Here is a 21,467-nt window from a genome sequence, read left to right as displayed (position 1 = left end):
TGCGGTTTATCCTCGGATCGCCCAGAAAGCCAGGTTCAGCCCCGGGAATTGCCCCGCGATGTAGAACGCAAAACCGCCGGAGTTGGCCAGTTGCTGCCAATGCTCGCTGCCCCGGTCCAGTTCGTAGTAAGTGGAGCCGGCGTGATACGGGATTTGCCGTGGCGCCACCGGCAGCGGCAGCAAGCCAATGCCCGGTAATTGCAGGTTGACCAGGTTGCGGATGTGCTCCACCGAGCCGACCTTGCTCTGTTGGCCGAAGTGGCTGCGCAGGGTTTCGGCGGGCACGTCGGCGCGCACCACCAGGATGAAGCTGGCGCTGTCGAGCAGGGACTTGTCGGCCAGCATCGCCACATGGACGCCGTAGGCTTTTTCGACAATCGGAATCGGCGTGGCCTTGCTGTCGATCAGCATCGACAGCGCCTCACGCAGGGCTTGCATCACCGGCGCAAAACTCAGCGCCAAGTCATCGTGCTGGTATTGCGGGTATTCCTGGGGTCGCCGCCCGGAAGCGGTAAAGGTCGAGAACTCGCCGGCCAGACTCACCAGCTCGCTGTAGAACCGCTCGGGGTGCAACGGACTCAACTGGCTCAAGTGCTGGATCAGCGGCTGGGCGCGGTTGACCAGCTGCAGCAGCATGAAATCGGCAATCTCCGAGGCACCGCCGGCACCGGATGCCACCACCCGCCCGGCGAGGGCTTCGCCGCGCTGATGCAGCAGGCCCAGCAGTTCGTTGCGAAACGCGGCCAAGGGGTTGGAGGCGACCACATCCAGCAGCGGCGGGATGTAGGTGTCGTCGAGCACCAGGGCTCGGTCGGCGCGTTTCTCCTTGATTCGCACCAGACCGATGGCGGCGTAGTCGCTGATGCCATCCTGGGCAACCAATAACCGCAGCGCCCTCGACCCCACGGCTACCGGGGCCTGATTTTCGAACGGCGCGTTGTCGTCCCGTACTTCGCGCACCTGGCTCACGTAGCGCGCAGCGCCCAGGGCTTCGCCTTCGTCAACCGTATCACGTGCACCGGCGCGCTTGAGCGGCAAGGCCAGGTACACCAAACCATCGCGCAGGTTGTCATCGACATTCAGCGGGCTCGGTGCCAGGTCATCCTGGGGAATGTTGAATGGCGTGCCGTCCGGCAACAGGCCCCGCGCCGAGATAATCGCCAGTTTGCCCTGGGCCAGCAGGCCCTGGTCGATCAGCAATTCGGAGAAACCCCAGGCGCCGGCCGACAACGGGCGGCTCCGGGCGTCGATGAGGTTCTCCAGGTAACGGTCATGTTGCTGGAAGTGCTGCGTTCCAATGAACATGCCTTCCGACCAGACCACACGATTGTTCCAGGACATGGGGGGCTCCGATTGCTTATTGGGCAGGGCTGGATGGGGAAACCACGACGGCGCTGCGCACGGCTCGCACGTCGAGGCTGATCTGGTATTCGGTGTATTGGCGCGGCGGGACATTCATCACTGCGCGCCACAACGACTGATCCAGCTCGCGATACCCCACCAGTACGCCGATATGGCGGGTGGCCGGGTCGAGGTCGCGCTGCAGGCTCAACTGCTGGCCGGGCTGGATCAGCACTTCATCCTGATCGATCAGATCGGCGCCGAGCGTCGCCTGGGCCCGTTCGGCCAGTGCGAAATAATCGGAACGGCCGAAGGTGGCGGCATTTTTCAGTTCGAAAATACGCACCCGGACCGGGGCTGGCTGGCCAGTGGCGCCGGGGTTGAGCCCGGCAATGGCGTGAAAGTGCAACTCGACGGCGGCCGTGTCGGCCTCGGCCTCAGCCTCTTCGGGCTGGGGTTTGGCCGCATCCTTGGCACATGCGGTCAGCAGCAGCGCGGTGGCAACTGCGAGTAAAAACCTGGGAATCATCCTGCGTCCTCAATGACGTTTCAGCTATCCGTTGTTCCGTTCTTTGCTATCAATGGCGCTATGCGATGGCGATGCTCAGCCGCGGCGCTGCCTTGTACTGTGTTCTTCGTAGGCGCGACTGAACTCCCGACCGAACAGGTCCTGGAAATCCTCTTGGGCCTCGCGGGAAATATTGCTGTAGAGCTCGGTGAACTGCTGCCAGTACTGGGCCTGTCGCGAGCCACTGAAAATGCTCGACAGGCCACCGGGCTTGCCCATGCGCTCCTCAAGTTGCGCCGGCTCGAAGCGCGCCAGCAGGTGCTTGATCGCAGCTTCCACGCCGGCCATCACCGCCAATTGGTGGGCACGCAAGTCATCGAAGCTGTCGCGCACAGCCAGGTCCGGCGCCATGAACGCCTGATTGCTGTGGCGCAACAGCAACAGCAATGCTTCATCGACGTTGGGAGCGAATTTCAGCGGGTTGTTTTCCACCGGTTGAATCATCGTCTGCTGAATGCGGAACTCGCCCTTGAGGCTGCTACGGGCGCGCAAGACATCGATCAGGCCTTCGACCATCAGCCGATAACTGCGCCCGATGCTTTCCATTTGCGCTTCGGCCTGGGCCTTGTCCAGGCGCACTTGATCCAGCCCGGCACCGCGCAGAAAGGCTTGCAACAGGTCGGGTTGAGAATTGTCGGCCGGGCTGACCGGATCGACCAGGCGCTCGACGACGGCCACGGGTGGTTCGCAAAGGGGTGCCGGTTCGATCGGTACGCTGATGTGAGGTACGGGTGGCGGCGCAACCTCTGCAACAGGCAGGGGGGCGACAGCCACCGGCGCAGGCTTGTCGCTGAGCAGGTCCCAATCTTCCGGAATCACCGGGGCCGACGCCAGCGGTGCAGGCCCGGCCACGGGCGTTGGGTCGGGGATCGGGGTCGGCGGGCGGAAGTCGTGCTGCTCGGCCGGGACATGGTCAGGCTGGGTGGCCGGCGGGACGCTGGTCGGTGTCAGAAAGTCGAACAGGTCCGGCATCGTGTCCATGGCCGATACGCCCTGAAAATGTGCAGGTGGCGTCACGGGCAACGACGTCGGCGTATTCACGACGGCGCCCTGACGCCCCATCAGGGCCTCAAAGCTGCTGGACGAATCAGCGAAAGGATTGCCGTCGGTCACCGGCAGACTGAAATCGATACGCGCCTGGATTTCATAATCACCGATGCGGATAACTTCGCCATCTTGCAACGGCTCGCTGTTTCCCTTGCGCAGACGAATACCGGCCTTGACCAACTCCACACCGTTAGTGCTGTTATCGGTTAAATAATACCGGCCATCTTTATATTGAATAACGCAATGTTTGCCGGAAACCAAGCGCTCAGGGTCGGGCAATACCCAGTCATTATCAGAGTTTCGACCTATCGCCATCACACCCTGATTCATGGATTTCTCAGGGCACTGGCCAGGGGTAATTTTGTGATAACTAGTAATAGTCAAACACAGCGACATCTTGCCTCCTTGCTGAACACTTTGCGCGCGGACGAATCGGGATTCACTCCCGCCAAACTCGGTCCGACAACCTTGCAAACAACCTCGAAAACCGCTTTTTGACAGCATGATTGCTGATCTTAACCGGCTTGCGTGACAAAAAACCTGCATCAGCGCCTGCTTCGACCAATCGGTCGCGCGGGTTGTTAAGCACCTCACATCTGTCACACAGAGGAAATAGCTTACCTTGACAAGCCATAAGTACTACACCAAAAATGCACAACTTCTTGAATATCAATGATGGCACTTTAAGATCACTGCGTATCCAAAGGGCCATTACACTCAAGGAAACATGTGAAGTTCCACCTGGAACTAACGTGTGAACAGCCCGACTGTCAGTCGGGCGATAGGGAGATCAAATTCAGTGGAAGTGCCTTTGTTGCTCGCCGCCGTTTCTGCGACTTCGCCTTGTGGTGAAGATTTGGAATATGACGCGGATTTTTTGCGCCTGGAACGCGATTCCCTGGGCCAGCCCGAGCGCAGCATGGGCGATTCGATATTGCCTGCCGCGCCCCCTGAATGGCGCAGCATCCAGCAGCAAAGTCTGGATTTGTTGCAACGCAGCAAAGACCTGCGTATCACCCACTTCCTTTTGCAAAGTTCCCTTGCCCTCGAAGGCGTCGCCGGCCTGGCCCGCGTTCTGACGCTGATCAGCGAGTTGCTCAAGCAGTACTGGGCCGACCTGCATCCGCGCCTGGATGCCGAAGACAACAACGACCCCACTGTGCGCATCAATGCCCTCGCCGGCCTGACGTCCGATGCAACCATTCGTCTGCTGCGCGAAAGCATCCTGGCCCGTTCGCGAACCTTTGGTGCTGTCAGCCTGCGCGCCGCCGCCAATGCCAGCGGCCTGCAAAGCTTCCCTGACGAAAACCTCGGCGCCGAACAGCTCGCCGGGGCGTTCCTCGACAGCGATCCCGAACAGTTGGAAATCACCCGCGCGGCTTTGCACGAGGCCCGCAGCGTCGCCGAGGCCATCGAGCAACAGATCAGCGAACAAATCGGTTCCGCCCAGGGCGTTGACCTTGGCCCGTTGAAGCAACCGCTAAAAATGGCCCTGCAGATTCTCGGCCAGTTCGCCCCGCAGAGCGGCGACACCCCCCTGCCCGATGCCATCAGCGACGACAGTGCCGCGCCGGTTGAACACTCCACCGCGCCGAGCACACCGCGCAGCACTGGCGAAATCAACAACCGCGACGACGTGCTGCGCAGCCTGGACCGGATTCTTGCGTACTACACCCGTCATGAGCCCTCCAGCCCGCTGCCGGTGCTGTTGAACCGGGCGAAGAATCTGGTGCATGCCGACTTTGCGGCCATCGTGCGCAACCTGATTCCCGACGGCATGAGCCAATTTGAAAACCTGCGCGGACCAGACAGCGAATAAAAGCGAACGGATCACGCAGTCACGTCACCGGTACCACCGATGACGCCAACACCGTCGCTTGAGCGACCAGGAGCAGCAACGTGGCGAAGCAAAGTTCTCAGAAATTCATCGCGCGCAACCGTGCGCCTCGAGTGCAGATCGAGTACGACGTCGAGCTCTACGGCGCCGAGAAAAAGGTCCAGTTGCCCTTCGTCATGGGCGTCATGGCGGACCTCGCCGGCAAGCCCGCCGAGCCTCTGGCACCTGTGGCCGATCGCAAGTTCCTCGAGGTGGATGTCGACAACTTCGACTCGCGCCTCAAGGCCATGCAGCCACGCGTCGCGTTCCACGTGCCCAACGAGCTGACCGGCGAAGGCAACCTGAGCCTGGACATCACCTTTGAAAGCATGGACGACTTCAGCCCGGCCGCCGTGGCGCGCAAGGTCGACTCGCTGAACAAGTTGCTCGAAGCGCGCACCCAACTGGCCAACCTGCTGACCTACATGGACGGCAAGACCGGGGCCGAAGAAATCATCATGAAGGCCATCAAGGATCCGGCGCTGCTCCAGGCGCTTGCCAGTGCGCCGAAGCCAGCCGAGCCTCAGGCTTAATCAGGACGAATGATCATGACCGATTCAGTACGTGCAGACGCTCAGACACTGGGCACCACCGAAGAAGCCAGCGAGTTCGCCTCCCTGCTGCTGCAAGAATTCAAACCCAAGACCGAACGCGCTCGCGAAGCCGTCGAGACCGCCGTGCGCACCTTGGCCGAACAGGCCCTGGCGCAGACCGACCTGGTGTCCAACGACGCCATCAAGTCGATCGAATCAATCATCGCCGCCATCGACGCCAAGCTCACCGCCCAGGTCAACCAGGTCATCCACCACCCCGATTTCCAGCAACTGGAAAGCGCCTGGCGTGGCCTGCACTACCTGGTCAACAACACCGAGAGCGATGAGCAACTGAAGATTCGCGTGCTCAATATCTCCAAGACCGACCTGCACAAGACCCTGAAGAAATTCAAGGGCACCGCGTGGGACCAGAGCCCGATCTTCAAGAAGATGTACGAAGAAGAATACGGCCAGTTCGGCGGCGAACCTTACGGTTGCCTCGTGGGCGATTACTACTTCGACCAGTCGCCGCCGGATGTCGAGTTGCTGGGCGAGTTGTCGAAAGTCTGCGCCGCCATGCACTCGCCGTTCATTGCAGCCGCATCGCCGACCGTGATGGGCATGGGCTCGTGGCAGGAACTGTCGAACCCGCGCGACCTGACCAAAATCTTCACCACCCCGGAATACGCTGGCTGGCGCTCGCTGCGCGAATCGGAAGACTCGCGCTACATCGGCCTGACCATGCCGCGCTTCCTCGCGCGTCTGCCGTATGGCGCCAAGACCGATCCGGTGGAGGCCTTCGCCTTCGAAGAAAGCACCGACGGTGCCGACAGCTCCAAGTACACGTGGGCCAACGCCGCTTACGCCATGGCGGTGAACATCAACCGTTCGTTCAAACACTTCGGCTGGTGCTCGCGCATTCGTGGCGTGGAGTCTGGCGGTGAAGTGGAAAACCTGCCGGCGCACACCTTCCCGACTGACGATGGTGGCGTGGACATGAAATGTCCGACCGAAATCGCCATTTCGGACCGCCGCGAAGCGGAACTGGCGAAGAACGGTTTCATGCCGCTGCTGCACAAGAAAAACACTGACTTCGCCGCGTTCATCGGCGCCCAGTCGTTGCAGAAACCGGCCGAGTACGACGACCCGGACGCCACCGCCAACGCCAACCTCGCCGCGCGCCTGCCGTACCTGTTCGCCACCTGCCGTTTCGCCCATTACTTGAAGTGCATCGTGCGCGACAAGATCGGCTCCTTCAAAGAGAAGGACGAAATGCAGCGTTGGTTGCAGGACTGGATCCTCAACTACGTCGATGGTGACCCGGCGCACTCCACCGAAACCACCAAGGCCCAGCACCCATTGGCTGCGGCCGAAGTGATTGTCGAGGACGTGGAAGGCAACCCGGGGTACTACAACTCCAGGTTCTACCTGCGCCCGCACTATCAGCTCGAAGGTCTGACCGTGTCGCTGCGCCTGGTATCCAAGCTGCCTTCGGCCAAAGGCGCGTAAAAACCTGCTGAACGGTAGGCTCGCTCCCACAGGGGTCTTCATCAGGTTGGAGATCACCTTGAACCCGTTCAGCAGAACAGATTTCGCAAGGTCGGCGTTAACCAAACAATGTGGTAGAGACCACACAGGGAGAAAACATGGCTGTTGATATTTTCATCAAGATCGGCGACATCAAGGGCGAGTCCATGGACAAGGCCCACAAGGACGAAATCGACGTCTTGAACTGGAGCTGGGGCATGTCTCAGTCCGGCAATATGCACGTGGGCAGCGGTGGTGGTGCAGGCAAGGTGAACATCCAGGACCTGTCGCTGACCAAGTACGTCGACAAAGCCTCACCGAACCTGATGATGCACTGCGCCAGCGGCAAGCACATCGACAAGGTCAAGCTGACCGTGCGCAAGGCCGGCGGCGAAAGCCAGGTCGAGTACATGATCATCAACCTGGAAGAAGTGCTGGTCACTTCCCTGAGCACCGGCGGCTCGGGTAGCGATGATCGCCTGACCGAAAACCTCACCCTGAACTTCGCCAAGGTGCTGGTGGACTATCAGCCGCAAAAAGCCGATGGCACCAAGGAAGGCGGGCCGGTCAAGTTCGGCTGGAACATCCGCCAGAACGTCAAGGTGTAATCGAAGGTGCCCCCGGCGTTATACGCCGGGGGTGTTTTGGTGCTTGCTCGAATCCAATCCTTTTCCCTCCGGTGTCTGAGTCATGGCCAAGCCTTCGTTTATTAATTTGTGGAACAGCTATCCCACTACGTCAACGCCCTGTGATGGGCCTTGGGATAATCAGTGCGCCATCCGTATGAGCGTCACGCTCAATGCGGAACAGACAATCAAGGTCAACAAGTCCACTTACAGCGAACCCAAGTGTGCGCACGAACATGCTCGGGGCGCCGAGTCGCTGGCCAACTGGCTTTGGCGTCATCATCTAGGCCGTCCGATCATTCTCACGGGAAGCGCCGAGGACCGACGCACGCTTTACCAAAAGACTGGGATCATCTTTTTCAAGGACTGCTTTGCACGACTGGGCCAATCCCAGGAAGCGCGTAGCGGCGACCATATCGACCTATGGAATCGTGGCAGGGTCACAGGCGACTTCGCCGACCAGGCGCATCGTTCAAAACAGGTCTGGTTCTGGGAACTGAAATGATCAAACGAATTGTGTTATCGGCGCTGTCGGGCTGTCTTTTCTTAAGTCTGAACGCCTGCGCCGAACAGACCGACGCACCTGCCACGCCAAACAACCGGGTCAGTCTTGCCGGTCAAATCCTGACCTTGGAAAACCACGACCAACGCTGCGCCCTGCGTAAACCGGACCAGACTTTACTCACGCTGAACATGCCATGGCCCTGTCAGTTAAGTGTCGACCGCAAAGGCTTACCCCGCGTTGAAAGCTTCAACAACGCATTGATCATTATTGTGCAGCACTTCGAACCAGAACCTGCGCCAAGCACTGAGTGTCGCTCCCAATACCAAGCCATTAGACAAATCGAAGGCCGTCTGGAGGCGTCAATTGTGGGTGATGGCGGTCGTTGCTTGGCCGGCGCTGTTGACCAGAAAAATTTTGTGGCCCTGTTTTCGTGGTAACCGAAATCGCCACCCGCGATCGCCTGCAACCGTCCCTGCTGGACCGGTTGACCGACGACGATCCGAGCAACCTCAAGGAAAGCGCCGACAAGCGCGTGCTCTCCCTGACCCAACTGAAAGCCTCGGTGCTGCGTGACTTGGCGTGGCTGCTCAACACCACGTCGTTGCTCAGCGCCGATGCGACGTTGCACACCCCGGCCGGCACTTCAGTGGTCAACTTCGGGCTGCCAGCCCTGGCCGGCAACAGTGCGTCGAACGTCGATATCGCGGCGCTTGAAGCGCTGATCCACCAGGCTATCGCCACGTTCGAACCGCGGATTCTGCGTAACACTTTGCGCGTGCGGGCCCGGGCATCCGCCGAGATGAACCACAACGCCCTGAGTTTCGAGATCGAAGGCGATCTCTGGGCCCAGCCAGTGCCGCTGCGCCTGATGCTGCAAACCGACCTGGACCTGGAATCCGGCCATGTGCGAGTGATCAACGCCGAACAGCGGAGACGCTCATGAACCCGCGCCTGCTGGAACTGTACAACCAGGAATTGCACCACGTGCGCGAAAGCGCGGCGGAGTTCGCTCAGGAATACCCGAAAATCGCCAGTCGGCTGACGTTGTCCGGCATGGACTGCGCCGACCCGTACGTCGAGCGCTTGCTGGAAGGGTTCGCCTACCTGACGGCGCGGGTACAGCTCAAGCTCGATGCCGAATACCCGACCTTCACTCATAACCTGCTGGAAATCGCGTACCCCCATTACCTGGCGCCGACACCGTCGATGACCGTGGTGCAATTGCAGGCCGACCCCGATGAAGGCTCGCTGAGTAGCGGCTTCCCGCTGCCCCGGGACACGGTCCTGCGCGCCGCCCTGGGCCGCGAAACCCAAACCTGCTGCGAGTACCGCACCGCCCACGCGGTGACGTTGTGGCCGTTGCAGGTCAGCCAGGCCGAGTACTTCGGCAACCCGTCCGCCATGCTCGGACGCCTGGCCGCCAGCGAACCCAAGGCCAAGGCCGGTCTGCGCCTGACCCTGCGCACCGGCGCCGAACTACCGTTCAACAGTCTGGCCCTGGACAACCTGCCGCTGTACCTCAATGGCGCAGACGAGCAGCCCTTCCGCCTCTACGAACAACTACTGGGCAACGTCTGCGCCGTGTTCGCCCGTCAGCCCGGCGGTGATTGGGTGGAACGCCTGCCGCAGGACGCACTGCGCTCCCAGGGATTCGACGATAGCGACGCCGCGCTGCCAGTGGTCTCGCGGGCCTTCCAGGGCTATCGCCTGTTGCAGGAATATTTCGCCCTGCCCCACCGTTTTCTGTTTGTCGACTTCACCCAATTGAGTCGGGCGGTCAAACGCTGCGACGGCCAGGAACTGGAATTGATCGTGCTGTTCGACCGTCACGATCCGAGCCTGGAAGGCAGCGTCGGAGCCGCGCAGTTCCTGCCGTTCTGCACCCCGGCAATCAACTTGTTCCCCAAGCGCCTGGATCGCATCCACTTGTCGGAACGGGTCAATGAACACCATGTGATCGCCGACCGCACCCGGCCGATGGATTTCGAGATTCATTCCCTGACCACCCTCACCGGCCACGGCACCGGGTCGGAGCAGCCTTTTTTGCCGTTCTATGCGGTACGTGATCCGTCTCGCTACGGCCGTGATCAGGCCTGGTACACGGTGCGGCGCGAACCCCGCGTGCTGTCCAGCGGCCAGCGGCGCAACGGCCCGCGCTCGACTTACATCGGCAGCGAAACCTTCGTCAGCCTGGTGGACAGCCAGCAGGCGCCTTATCGCCACGACCTGCGCCAACTGGGCGTAACGGCGTTATGCACCAACCGCGACCTGCCGCTGTTCATGAGCGTGGGCAACAGCAAGACTGATTTCACCCTGGCCGACAGCGCACCGGTAGCGGCGGTGCGCTGCGTGGCAGGACCGAGTCGCCCACGCGCCAGCCATGCCCATGACGCCAAGGCGTGGCGGTTGATCAGCCAGCTTTCGCTGAATTACTTGTCCCTCAGCGAGCAAGGCCAGGGCGCAGCCGCCCTGCGCGAACTGCTGCGCCTGTACGGCGACAGCAACGACGCGGCGTTGCAATTGCAGATCGAAGGCCTGCGCGACGTCAGCAGCAAGGCCTGCACCCGACGCTTGCCAATGCCGGGCCCGATCGTGTTTGGTCGTGGCCTGGAGATCACCCTGGAATTCGATGAAAACGCGTTTCGCGGCACTGGAGTCTTCTTGCTCGGTGCGGTGTTCGAGCGCTTCCTGGCACGCTACGTGTCGATCAACAGTTTTACCGAGACGGTGATCCGTACCACCGAACGCGGCGAGATCATGCGATGGAAAGCCAAGCCCGGACGCCGTCCGACCCTGTGAGTACCCTGGACGCGATGCACCAGGAGCCCTGGGAATACGACTTCTTCCAGGCGTTGCGGCGCATCGAGTGCGAATCGCCTGAACTGCCACGGCTAGGCCATTCGTTGCGCCTGGCCGATGATCCGCTGCGCCTTGGGCAACAGGCCGATTGCACCTTCGCCCCGGCGACCCTGGCGTCGGTACAGCCGGGCGTCGACGGTTCTCCGGCGCGCCTGGAGCAGTTCTTTTTCGGCCTCGGCGGCCCTAACGGCCCATTGCCGCTGCACATCACCGAATATGTGCGCGAACGCCAGCGCAACAACGCCGACAGCACCAGTAAACGCTTCCTGGATGTGTTCCATCACCGCCTGCTGAGCCTGTTTTACCGGGCCTGGGCCGAAGCGCGGCCGACGGTCAGCCATGACCGCCCGGACGATGACTACTGGTCGGCACGCCTGGCGGCACTGAGCGGTCGGGGTATGCCGAGCCTGCTCAAACAAGGGCTGATTCCCGATACGGCGAAGTTGCATTACAGCGGTCATCTGTCGGCACAAACCCGCTACCCGGACGGTTTGAAGGCCATTCTCAGTGAGTACTTCGGCCTGCCGGTGGAGATCGAAGAGTACGTCGGCCAATGGCTGGAGCTGCCGGAACGCAGCCGCGTGGGCGCCAGCGCCCATCAATTGGGCGTGGATTTTTGCCTGGGCCGTTACGTCTGGGATCGCCAGCACAAATTCCGCATTCGCCTGGGGCCACTCAAGCTGGATGACTACATGGGCATGCTGCCCGGTAGCCAACCCTTCAATGAGCTGGTGGCCTGGGTGGCCGAATACCTGGGCCATGAACTGGACTGGGATCTGAACCTGATTCTGAAACAGCCCGAAGTACCAGCGCTGCAACTCAATCGCCAGTTCCGCCTGGGTTTCAATACCTGGCTGGGCCAGCCCGAAAAAGATGCCAAGGATTTAATACTGGCCCGGCACTACGCCGAGCAGGCCAACACCTCACAGATCTCAAGGAGCCATGAGCATGGGTGAAATCAGTCGCGCCGCGTTATTCGGCAAACTCAACAGCGTGGCCTACAAAGCCATCGAAGCCGCCACCGTGTTCTGCAAGTTGCGCGGTAACCCTTATGTGGAGCTGGCCCACTGGTTTCATCAGTTGCTGCAACTGCAGGACTCAGACCTGCACCGCATCATCCGTCAGTTCAATATCGAGCCAGCACGCCTGGCTCGTGACCTGACCGAAGCCCTGGACCGTTTGCCACGCGGCTCGACTTCAATCACTGACTTGTCTTCCCATGTGGAAGAAGCCGTGGAACGTGGCTGGGTCTACGGCAGCCTGATGTTCGGCGAAAGCCAGGTGCGTACCGGTTACCTGGTGCTGGGCATCCTCAAGACGCCGAGCCTGCGCCATGGACTACTGGGGCTGTCGGCAGAGTTCGACAAGATCAAGGTCGAGGCCCTGAGCGAGCGTTTTGACGAATACGTCGGTGACTCGCCGGAAAATGCGCTCAGCGCCAGCGACGGTTTCAACGCAGGCAGCGTGCCCGGTGAAGCCAGTGGCGCCATGGCCCCAAGTGCCATGGGCAAGCAGGAAGCGCTCAAGCGTTTTACCGTCGACCTCACCGAGCAGGCCCGCAGCGGCAAGCTTGATCCGATTGTCGGGCGTGACGAGGAAATCCGCCAACTGGTGGACATCCTCATGCGCCGCCGGCAGAACAATCCGATTCTGACCGGTGAAGCCGGCGTCGGTAAAACCGCCGTGGTCGAAGGCTTTGCCCTGCGCATCGTCGCCGGTGACGTGCCGCCAGCGCTCAAGGACGTGGAACTGCGCAGCCTCGACGTCGGCCTGTTGCAGGCCGGCGCGAGCATGAAAGGTGAATTCGAACAGCGCCTGCGCCAGGTCATCGAAGACGTCCAGGCCTCGCCAAAACCGATCATCCTGTTTATCGACGAAGCCCACACGCTGGTAGGTGCCGGTGGTGCCGCCGGCACCGGGGACGCGGCCAACCTGCTCAAACCGGCCCTGGCCCGGGGAACCCTGCGCACCGTGGCCGCCACGACCTGGGCCGAGTACAAAAAGCATATCGAGAAAGACCCTGCCCTGACCCGCCGCTTCCAGGTGGTGCAAGTCGCCGAGCCGTCCGAAGACAAAGCGCTGTTGATGATGCGCGGCGTGGCCTCGACCATGGAGAAACACCATAAGGTGCAAATCCTTGACGAAGCCCTGGAAGCCTCGGTCAAGCTCTCCCATCGCTACATCCCGGCGCGCCAATTGCCGGACAAATCCGTGAGCCTGCTGGACACCGCTTGCGCCCGGGTCGCCATCAGCCTGCACGCCGTACCAGCCGAAGTGGACGACAGCCGTCGCCGCATCGAGGCGCTGGAAACCGAACTGCAAATCATCGCCCGCGAGCACGCCATCGGCATCGTCATCGGCGCCCGCCAGAGCAACAGCGAAAACCTGCTGGCCGCCGAGCGCGAACGCCTGGCCGAGCTCGAAAGTCGCTGGACCGAAGAGAAAACCCTGGTGGACGAACTGCTCGCCACCCGCGCCACCCTGCGCGAAAGCGTCGGCGTGGTAGACAGCGACGTTGGCAGTGACGACAGCCACGCCCTGCGCGAGAAACTGGTGGACCTGCAACAGCGTCTCAGCGCCCTGCAAGGCGAAACCCCGCTGATTCTGCCGACGGTCGATTACCAGGCCGTGGCCTCGGTGGTCGCCGACTGGACGGGTATTCCGGTGGGCCGCATGGCCCGTAACGAACTGGAAACCGTGCTCAACCTCGACCAGCACTTGAAGAAACGTATCATCGGCCAGGACCATGCCTTGCAGATGATCGCCAAGCGCATCCAGACCTCCCGCGCCGGCCTCGACAACCCGAGCAAGCCGATTGGCGTGTTCATGCTCGCGGGCACCTCCGGCGTGGGCAAGACCGAAACGGCCTTGGCCCTGGCCGAAGCCATGTATGGCGGTGAGCAGAACGTCATCACCATCAACATGAGCGAATTCCAGGAAGCTCACACGGTGTCCACTCTCAAGGGTGCGCCACCGGGCTATATCGGCTATGGCGAAGGCGGCGTGCTGACCGAAGCCGTGCGGCGCAAACCCTACAGCGTGGTGCTGCTGGACGAGGTGGAAAAAGCCCACCCGGACGTGCACGAGATCTTCTTCCAGGTCTTCGACAAAGGCGTGATGGAGGACGGCGAAGGACGGGTGATCGACTTCAAGAACACCTTGATCCTGCTGACCACCAACGCTGGCACCGAGTTGATTGCCAAAGTCTGCAAAGACCCGCAAAACGTGCCCGAGCCCGAAGAGATCGCCAAGGCCTTGCGCCAGCCGCTGCTGGAGATTTTCCCGCCGGCATTGCTGGGCCGCTTGGTGACCATTCCGTACTACCCGCTCAGCGACGAGATGCTTAAGGCCATTACCCGCCTGCAACTCAACCGCATCAAAAAGCGCGTGGAGAACACCCATAAAGTGGCCTTCGATTACGACGACGCGGTGATCGACCTGATCGTCTCCCGCTGCACCGAAACCGAAAGCGGTGGGCGAATGATCGACACCATCCTGACCAACAGCCTGCTGCCGGACATGAGCCGCGAGTTCCTCACCCGCATGCTCGAAGGCAAAGCGCTGGCAGGCGTGCGGATCAGCGCCCGGGATAACGAATTGCACTACGACTTCAGCGACGCCGCGTAGCCCCTGGAGGAATGCGGTCAGTGTGGGAGCTGGCTTGCCTGCGATAGCGGTGTATCAATCGGCATCAATGCTGAATGTCACACCGCTATCGCAGGCAAGCCAGCTCCCACATTTGATCCGGTTTCTGCTGGGAAAAGCGGCGCGGCGACTACAACACTTACGGATTAACTGATGCTATTCAAGCAACTCTCACGCCTGGCAAAAATCACCAGCCCCCTGGGGCCGGAGGTGCTGTTGCTCAAGGACATGGGCGGCGGCGAAGAGCTGGGGCGGCTGTTCAACTATGAGCTGCAATTGCACTCGCTGGACAACGCCATCGACCTCAACCAGTTGCTGGGCAAACCCATGTGCCTGAGCCTGCAACTGGACGGCGGTGGCGAGCGCTATTTCCATGGCATCGTTGCCCGTTGCAGCCAGAACGTCGACCAGGGCCAGTTCGCCAGCTACCAGGCCACGCTGCGGCCCTGGCTATGGCTGCTGACCCGCACCTCCGATTGCCGGATTTTCCAGAACCTGACCATCCCGCAGATCATCAAGCAGGTGTTTCGCGACCTGGGTTTTTCCGACTTCGAAGATGCCCTGAGCCGGCCCTATCGCGAGTGGGAATACTGCGTGCAGTATCGCGAAACCAGTTTCGATTTCGTCAGCCGCCTGATGGAGCAGGAAGGGATCTACTACTTCTTCCGCCATGAACAGGGTCGTCACGTGCTGGTGTTGGCCGATGCCTACGGCGCCCACACCAGCGTGCCCGGCTACGCTTCGGTGCCCTACTACCCCAAGAATGAACAGCAGCGCGAACGCGATCACATCCATGATTGGCACCTGGCCCAGGAAGTCCAGCCGGGTTCGCTGGAACTCAACGACTATGACTTTCAGCGCCCCAGCGCGCGAATTGACGTGCGCTCGGCCATGCCTCGTCCGCACACCGCCGGCGACTATCCGCTGTACGACTATCCCGGCACCTATGTGCAAAGCGCAGACGGCGAACATTACGCCCGCACCCGCATCGAAGCCTTGCAGACCCTGCACGAACAGGTCGAGTTCGCCGGCAACGCCCGGGGCCTGGGGTCGGGTCATTTGTTCAGCCTCACGGGCTTCAGCCGCCAGGACCAGAACCGCGAATACCTGATCGTCGGCGCCCGTTACTACGTCGCCCAGGAAAGCGGGGAAACCGGCGGCGCTGCTGCTTCGGCGCAGTTCGAAAGCAGCCTGACCTGCATCGACGCGCAACAAAGCTACCGCCCCCTGCCCAACACCAACCGCCCCATCGTCAAAGGTCCGCAGACCGCAATGGTGGTTGGCCCCAAGGGCGAGGAAATCTGGACCGACCAGTTCGGCCGAGTGAAGGTGCATTTCTATTGGGACCGCCACGACCAGTCCAACGAAAACAGTTCGTGCTGGATTCGCGTGTCGCAATCCTGGGCCGGTAAAAACTGGGGCTCGATGCAGATCCCACGGATCGGCCAGGAAGTGATCGTCAGCTTCCTCGAAGGCGACCCGGACCGGCCGATCATCACCGGCCGCGTCTACAACGCCGAACAAACCGTGCCCTACGACTTGCCGGAAAACGCCACCCAAAGCGGCATGAAAAGCCGTTCGAGCAAGGGCGGCACACCGGCGAACTTCAACGAAATCCGCATGGAAGACAAGAAGGGCGCCGAGCAGCTGTACATCCATGCCGAGCGCAATCAGGACATCGTGGTCGAGGTGGATGAAAGCCACTCGGTGGGCCACGACCGCAACAAGAGCATCGGGCATAACGAGACGGTGACCATCGGCAACAACCGTCTGCGTATCGTCAAACAGGAAGACATTCTTTCGGTGGGTCAACGCAAGACCGACAGCATCAGCCAGAGCTATGTCATTGAAGTGGGCGAGAACCTGCGGCTGGTCTGTGGTGAAAGCATCCTGGAGCTCAATGCCAGCGGCCAGATCAACCTGACCGGCGTGCAAATCAGCTTCTATGCCAGCGGTGATGCCGAGATCAACACCGGCGGCGTGCTGCACCTGAACAACGGCGGCGGCGCTGGCGCCACGCCTGATGGCCAGGGCGTCAAGGCCAGCATCGACGCCAACATCAATGCCGCGTTTCCCAAGCCCAAGGGCTAATCACGAGATCTGTGTTCCATGACTTACCGAATCAATGAATTCCAGTTCCAACTGCCGGCAGGCGAACTGCAAGACGCGTCGATCAACATCCTCAAGTTCCCTGAACTGGGCACTTCGCTGATTGTCAGCCGCAGCTTGCTGGCCGAGGGCGAAACCCTGCAAAGCAACTTCGACGACCAGCTCAAGCGTCTGGAAAAACAAGTGCAAGACTTGCGTTTTCAACCGGGCGTCGCCGTGCGTCTGGGCGCCAGCCAGGAAGTCGAAGGCATCGAGTTGCGCAGCCAGTTCAACAAGGGCAACGACAAAGTCTTCCAATACCAGTTGGCACTGGTGTTGCCCGGCACTCGCAAAATGCTCGCCCTGAGCTACGTGAAGGCCGAAAAACTCGGCGATGCCGAAGCCGCGCATTGGGCAACCATCAAGAGTTCGCTGTTGTTCGACGTTCCGGCCTGATGAGCACCCTGCATGTCTGACGCGCTCTGGGCCGCCCGGCTGGGCGATGCACTCAACCACACCTCGATGATGGCCGACATTCTTGGCGGCGTGCTGGAGGTGGCGGCGAACATTGCGATCACCGCAGTGGCGACGGCCGCAGTGGTCGCGGCCACGGGCATCACGGTCGTCACCGGCGGCCTCGGTTGCTTCGTGCTCGGCTTGGTGGTGGGAACGATCGTCGGCCTTGCCATGAGCAAGACCGGGGCCGACAAAGGCTTGAGTAACCTGTGCGAGAGTTTCAGCAATTCGCTGTTCCCGCCCACGGTGCAGGCCAACATTCTCACCGGCTCCACCAACACCCTCACCAACAACATTCCCGCCGCTCGGGCCGCCGGGGCGATTCCGTCCCATGTCGCGCCGGCCGGTACCGAGCTGGAAATACCCGAGCCCGAAGCAGAAGCCAGTTACCTCGACATGGCCGAGAGCTTCTTCTCCCAGATGTGGCGCCCCACCGTCGCCACCCCGGCGCCCGGCGCCGTACCCAAGCCGCTGGACCTGCTCGTCTGCATGAAGCATCCGCCGATGCCGCCGCAGTTCATGGCCGAGGGCTCGGACAAGGTCACCATCAACGGCCAGCCCGCCGTGCGCAGCGGCGACCGCAGCACCTGCGATGCCAAGGTCGTATCGTCCGGGCTGATTTCCTCCAACGTGACCATTGGCGGCGGTTCGGTGGTGGTACGTGAGATCCGCAGTGGCAAAACTCCGGGCGTGGGGCTGGCGGTCACCGCGCTGCTGATGCTCAAGGGCGGCAAGGGGAAGTTCTTCAGCAAATTGCCGTGCATGCTGATCGGCGGCGCGACGTCGATGGCCGTCAGCAGCGCGATGGGCGCGATGGCCAACGCCGCCATGGGCTCGTCGAACCCGGTGCATGCCGCCACCGGAGCCAAGGTGCTGGGGGGCGATGAAGAGCTGGATTTCGTGTTGCCTGGCATCTTGCCGATGGATTGGCAGCGCTTCTACAACAGCCGCGACGATCGTCGCGATGGGTTGTTCGGGGCGGGTTGGAGTGTGTCCTACGAGGTGCGGGTTGAAATCCTGCCTCACCCCGAGGGCGGTGAAACGCTGGTCTACACCGATGAACAGGGCCGGCGCATCGACATGGGTTCAATCCCCCTGGGCGGCGCGGTGTTCAGCGCGGGTGAAGGGCTGAGTGTTCGACGCCATGTTAATGGGCAGTTGTTGATAGAAAGCGACAGCGGACTGTATCGACTGTTCGATACAACACCTGGAAGTTCATCGCTGCTGCGCCTTAGCCAGCTGGGTGATCGTAATGACAACCGGGTTCACCTCGACTATGACGCCGCCGGACGCCTTGTAAAACTGCGCGACACCTTTGACTTGGTGCAGGTGGAATTGATCTACCTTCAGACCCGGGTCAGTCAGGTAGAACGGGTCTACCCGGACCAACACCGCGAAGTGTTGGTGAGTTATGGCTACGATCAGTCAGGCAACCTGACAGAAGTGCGCGATACAGCAGGTCAGGTACAGCGCCGTTTCGTTTACGACAGTGAGCGGCGGATGACTGAGCATCAGTTGCCTACAGGCCTTCGCTGTTTTTATCAGTGGGCTTGCATCGAGGAAAAGGAATGGCGCGTGGTCCGGCACTGGACCGACGAGGGCGACGCTTACCAGTTCGACTATGACCTCGGCACAGGTGTCACGCGCATCACCGATGGCTTGCAGCGCGTCAGTACACGGCGGTGGAACACCCAGCACCAGATCACCGAGTACACCGACAACCTCGGCCAGACCTGGCAGTTCGAGTGGAACGACGAACGCCAATTGCTCAGCGCCACCGACCCGCAGGGCGGGCGCTACGCATACAGCTACGACGACGCCGGCAACCTGATCGGCGAAACCGACCCGCTGGGTCGCAGCGATTCGACCTTGTGGCTGGAGCTCTGGGCCTTGCCACTGGTGGACACCGACGCCGCCGGCAACAGCTGGCAGTATCGCTACGATCAGCGCGGCAATTGCATCGCCGAGACCGATCCGCTGGGCCACATCACGCGATACCGCTACGACACCCACGGCCAAGTCGTCGAGATCATCGACGCCACCGGCAAAAGCAAAAAGCTGCGCTGGAACCCGTTCGGCCAACTGGTCGAACACATCGATTGCTCGGGTTATCCGACGCGGTTCAGCTACGACAACCGGGGCTATCTGCAAACCATCACCGATGCCCTCGGCGAACGCACCCAATTCAGCTATGACGCCCAAGGGCGCTTGCTCAGCAGCCAATTGCCGGACGGGCGCACCGAGCAGTATCAGCGCGACGTCAGCGGCCAGTTGACCGGTTATACCGACCCGGCCGGGCACACCACGCTCTATCAACACAACCGTCGCGGCCAGGTACGCCAGCGCACCGACGCCCATGGCCGGCAGGTGCAGTTCGGGTATGACAGCTACGGGCGGCTGCAAGCGCTGACTAACGAAAATGGCGAAAGTTATCGGTTTGCCTGGGACGCCGCGGATCGGCTGACCGAACAACAGGATCTGGATGGCAGCGCCAAGCGCTACACCTATGACCTGCTGGATAACGTCGCGACGATAACGGCTGTGCCGGCGCCTTACGGCAACGGCTTGGCCATCGTCCCCGAGACGCCCCTGGCCCCCATCGTTCATCGACTGAAACGCGACGCTGTCGGCCGGCTGATCGCCAAACTCACCGACGATGGCCACACCGACTACACCTACGACCCATTGGACCAGCTCACTGCCGTCACCTTCACCGACCTTCACGGCAACGCACAAACCCTGAGCTTCGCCTACGATGCCCTCGGTCAATTGCTCGAAGAACAAAGCACGACCGGCAGCCTGCACTATCACTACGACGAACTCGGCAACCTGATCCAGACCCAACTGCCCGACGGCCGCTGGATCAATCGTCTGTACTACGGCAGCGGCCACCTGCATCAGATCAACCTCGACGGCCAGGTCATCAGCGACTTCGAACGCGATCGCCTGCACCGCGAAGTGCTGCGCACCCAAGGCCAGATCAGCACCCGCAGCGAATACGACCGCAGCGGGCGCTTGCGCTCACGCCAACGCCGACACACCAGCCAGCCATCGCTGATGCCGGCCGCCGTGCAGAAACATTTCGAGTACGACCCCGCCGACAACCTGATCGGCAAACTCGACCAACAACCCGCCGCGCAACATCGCCAACTGCTGCACTACGACGCCACCGGCCGCATCATCGCCAGCCAGGACAGCCTGCACGGCCAGCGCGAAACCTTCGCCTACGACGACGCCGCCAACCTGCTGGACGGCCCGCAACCCGGCGCCGGACTGGTGGTGCACAACAAACTGCTGACCTATCAGGACAAGCGTTACCGCTACGACGCGTTTGGCCGGATGATCGAAAAACGCAGCGCTAAACGGGGCCTGCAGCGCTTCGGTTACGACGCCGAAAGCCGATTGATTGAAGTGCGCAATGAAAACGGCAGCGTGCTCAGGATGACCTACGACCCACTGGGTCGGCGCATCGAAAAAACCGAGCACGACACCAACGGCTACCCACTCGGCGAAACCCGCTTCACCTGGGACGGCCTGCGCCTGTTGCAGGAGCATCGTCATCAGCAGACCAGCCTTTACCTCTACGAAGACGAAGGTTACGAACCGCTGGCCCGTGTCGACGGCACCGGCCCGCTGCAAAAAATCCGCTACTACCACAACGACCTGAACGGTCTGCCGGAACAGCTCACCGAGACGGACGGCCATAACGTCTGGCAGGCGACTTATCGGGTGTGGGGCAACACGTTAGAAGAGGTGCGCCAGCCGTATTACATTGAAGAGCAGAACCTGAGGTTTCAGGGGCAGTACCTGGACCGGGAGACGGGGCTGCATTTCAATACGTTCAGGTTTTATGATCCGGATGTGGGGCGGTTTACGACGCCGGATCCGATTGGGTTGGCGGGGGGACTCAATCTTTATCAGTACTCACCTAACCCATTCACTTGGATAGACGCTCTGGGCCTGAGTTGCTCGAGCGATGCTAAAGTTCTTGGAAGCCGTTTGGGTAAAGCGCCAAACTCAAACTATCGAGCCCACCATATAGTAATGTCTAATTCGAAGGATGTGCGTATGCGCTGGTTGAGAAGACGTATGGACAGACTTGGTATTGACATAAATCAGAAAGAAAATGGTATATGGCTACCTGTAAACCCACAGTCCCGCTTACCAAATACAACAGCAACCGCTCATGCCGGGGAAGGCGTACATGGCAATGCGTATAAACAACACGTATGGGAAACCCTGAAAGGGGCGAACACAAAATCTGGATTCGAGTCGGGTTTAAATAAACTCAACTTGGAGCTCAACGGTGGAAAGGTTTTTCCATTAGCAAAGTAGG

16 protein-coding genes are annotated in these 21,467 nt (G+C 61.0%); 13 read left to right on the top strand and 3 right to left on the bottom strand.

The window, feature by feature from the left end; translation table 11 throughout:
* Positions 1–6 precede the first annotated feature (6 nt).
* From tssK to tagH, 3 genes are all read right to left on the bottom strand, one after another.
* Positions 7–1,341 (bottom strand): type VI secretion system baseplate subunit TssK, encoded by a 1,335-nt coding sequence (tssK, locus tag JFU11_RS15585; protein ID WP_052967838.1) that lies wholly within the window; start codon positions 1,339–1,341, stop codon positions 7–9.
* A gap of 16 nt (positions 1,342–1,357) precedes the next feature.
* Positions 1,358–1,870: a type VI secretion system lipoprotein TssJ gene (gene tssJ, locus JFU11_RS15580; RefSeq protein ID WP_007894506.1), complete on the bottom strand. Its 513-nt coding sequence runs from the start codon at positions 1,868–1,870 to the stop codon at positions 1,358–1,360.
* A 75-nt stretch (positions 1,871–1,945) separates the two neighbouring features.
* Entirely contained in the window at positions 1,946–3,352 is a 1,407-nt protein-coding gene (gene tagH, locus JFU11_RS15575) for a type VI secretion system-associated FHA domain protein TagH (protein WP_201061170.1), read from the bottom strand.
* A 403-nt stretch (positions 3,353–3,755) separates the two neighbouring features.
* Here tagH and tssA point away from each other — a divergent pair, with 403 nt between their 5' ends.
* The 13 genes from tssA to JFU11_RS15510 all read left to right on the top strand — a co-directional run bounded on the left by tssA (position 3,756) and on the right by JFU11_RS15510 (position 21,466).
* On the top strand, positions 3,756–4,775 hold the full coding sequence (gene tssA / locus JFU11_RS15570) for a type VI secretion system protein TssA (protein WP_123720173.1): 1,020 nt from the start codon (positions 3,756–3,758) through the stop codon (positions 4,773–4,775).
* Positions 4,776–4,855: 80 nt separating this feature from the next.
* Positions 4,856–5,365 (top strand): type VI secretion system contractile sheath small subunit, encoded by a 510-nt coding sequence (gene tssB, locus JFU11_RS15565; protein ID WP_007894500.1) that lies wholly within the window; start codon positions 4,856–4,858, stop codon positions 5,363–5,365.
* 15 nt (positions 5,366–5,380) lie between these two features.
* Positions 5,381–6,874: a type VI secretion system contractile sheath large subunit gene (tssC, locus tag JFU11_RS15560; RefSeq protein WP_052967842.1), complete on the top strand. Its 1,494-nt coding sequence runs from the start codon at positions 5,381–5,383 to the stop codon at positions 6,872–6,874.
* A 137-nt stretch (positions 6,875–7,011) separates the two neighbouring features.
* The gene (locus tag JFU11_RS15555) at positions 7,012–7,500 is read left to right on the top strand and encodes a type VI secretion system tube protein Hcp (protein WP_007894494.1); all 489 of its coding nucleotides are present in this window, start codon (positions 7,012–7,014) and stop codon (positions 7,498–7,500) included.
* Between the two features lie 82 nt (positions 7,501–7,582).
* A complete protein-coding gene (locus tag JFU11_RS15550; RefSeq protein WP_123720172.1) occupies positions 7,583–8,023 on the top strand; it encodes a type VI secretion system amidase effector protein Tae4 in 441 nt (146 codons plus the stop codon).
* Entirely contained in the window at positions 8,020–8,460 is a 441-nt protein-coding gene (locus tag JFU11_RS15545) for a hypothetical protein (protein ID WP_123720171.1), read from the top strand. Before JFU11_RS15550 ends, JFU11_RS15545 begins: the two co-directional genes overlap by 4 nt.
* Entirely contained in the window at positions 8,454–8,966 is a 513-nt protein-coding gene (gene tssE, locus JFU11_RS15540) for a type VI secretion system baseplate subunit TssE (protein ID WP_007894480.1), read from the top strand. The genes JFU11_RS15545 and tssE overlap by 7 nt, the downstream gene beginning before the upstream one ends.
* A complete protein-coding gene (gene tssF / locus JFU11_RS15535; protein ID WP_201061168.1) occupies positions 8,963–10,822 on the top strand; it encodes a type VI secretion system baseplate subunit TssF in 1,860 nt (619 codons plus the stop codon). Before tssE ends, tssF begins: the two co-directional genes overlap by 4 nt.
* A complete protein-coding gene (tssG, locus tag JFU11_RS15530) occupies positions 10,786–11,838 on the top strand; it encodes a type VI secretion system baseplate subunit TssG (protein WP_201061166.1) in 1,053 nt (350 codons plus the stop codon). Before tssF ends, tssG begins: the two co-directional genes overlap by 37 nt.
* Positions 11,831–14,509 (top strand): type VI secretion system ATPase TssH, encoded by a 2,679-nt coding sequence (tssH, locus tag JFU11_RS15525; RefSeq protein ID WP_201061164.1) that lies wholly within the window; start codon positions 11,831–11,833, stop codon positions 14,507–14,509. The genes tssG and tssH overlap by 8 nt, the downstream gene beginning before the upstream one ends.
* 171 nt (positions 14,510–14,680) lie before the next feature.
* Positions 14,681–16,618: a type VI secretion system Vgr family protein gene (locus JFU11_RS15520; RefSeq protein WP_201061162.1), complete on the top strand. Its 1,938-nt coding sequence runs from the start codon at positions 14,681–14,683 to the stop codon at positions 16,616–16,618.
* 18 nt (positions 16,619–16,636) lie between these two features.
* The gene (locus JFU11_RS15515) at positions 16,637–17,071 is read left to right on the top strand and encodes a DcrB-related protein (protein WP_008007718.1); all 435 of its coding nucleotides are present in this window, start codon (positions 16,637–16,639) and stop codon (positions 17,069–17,071) included.
* 12 nt (positions 17,072–17,083) lie between these two features.
* Complete coding sequence (locus JFU11_RS15510; protein ID WP_201061160.1) at positions 17,084–21,466, top strand: RHS repeat-associated core domain-containing protein; 4,383 nt, start codon at positions 17,084–17,086, stop codon at positions 21,464–21,466.
* Position 21,467 lies beyond the last annotated feature (1 nt).

The sequence above is a fragment of the Pseudomonas sp. TH37 genome (genome assembly GCF_016650735.1).
GTDB lineage: Bacteria > Pseudomonadota > Gammaproteobacteria > Pseudomonadales > Pseudomonadaceae > Aquipseudomonas > Aquipseudomonas farris.
The sequence above is the reverse complement of the archived record's forward strand: the minus strand, read 5'-3'. Positions and strand labels throughout refer to the sequence as shown.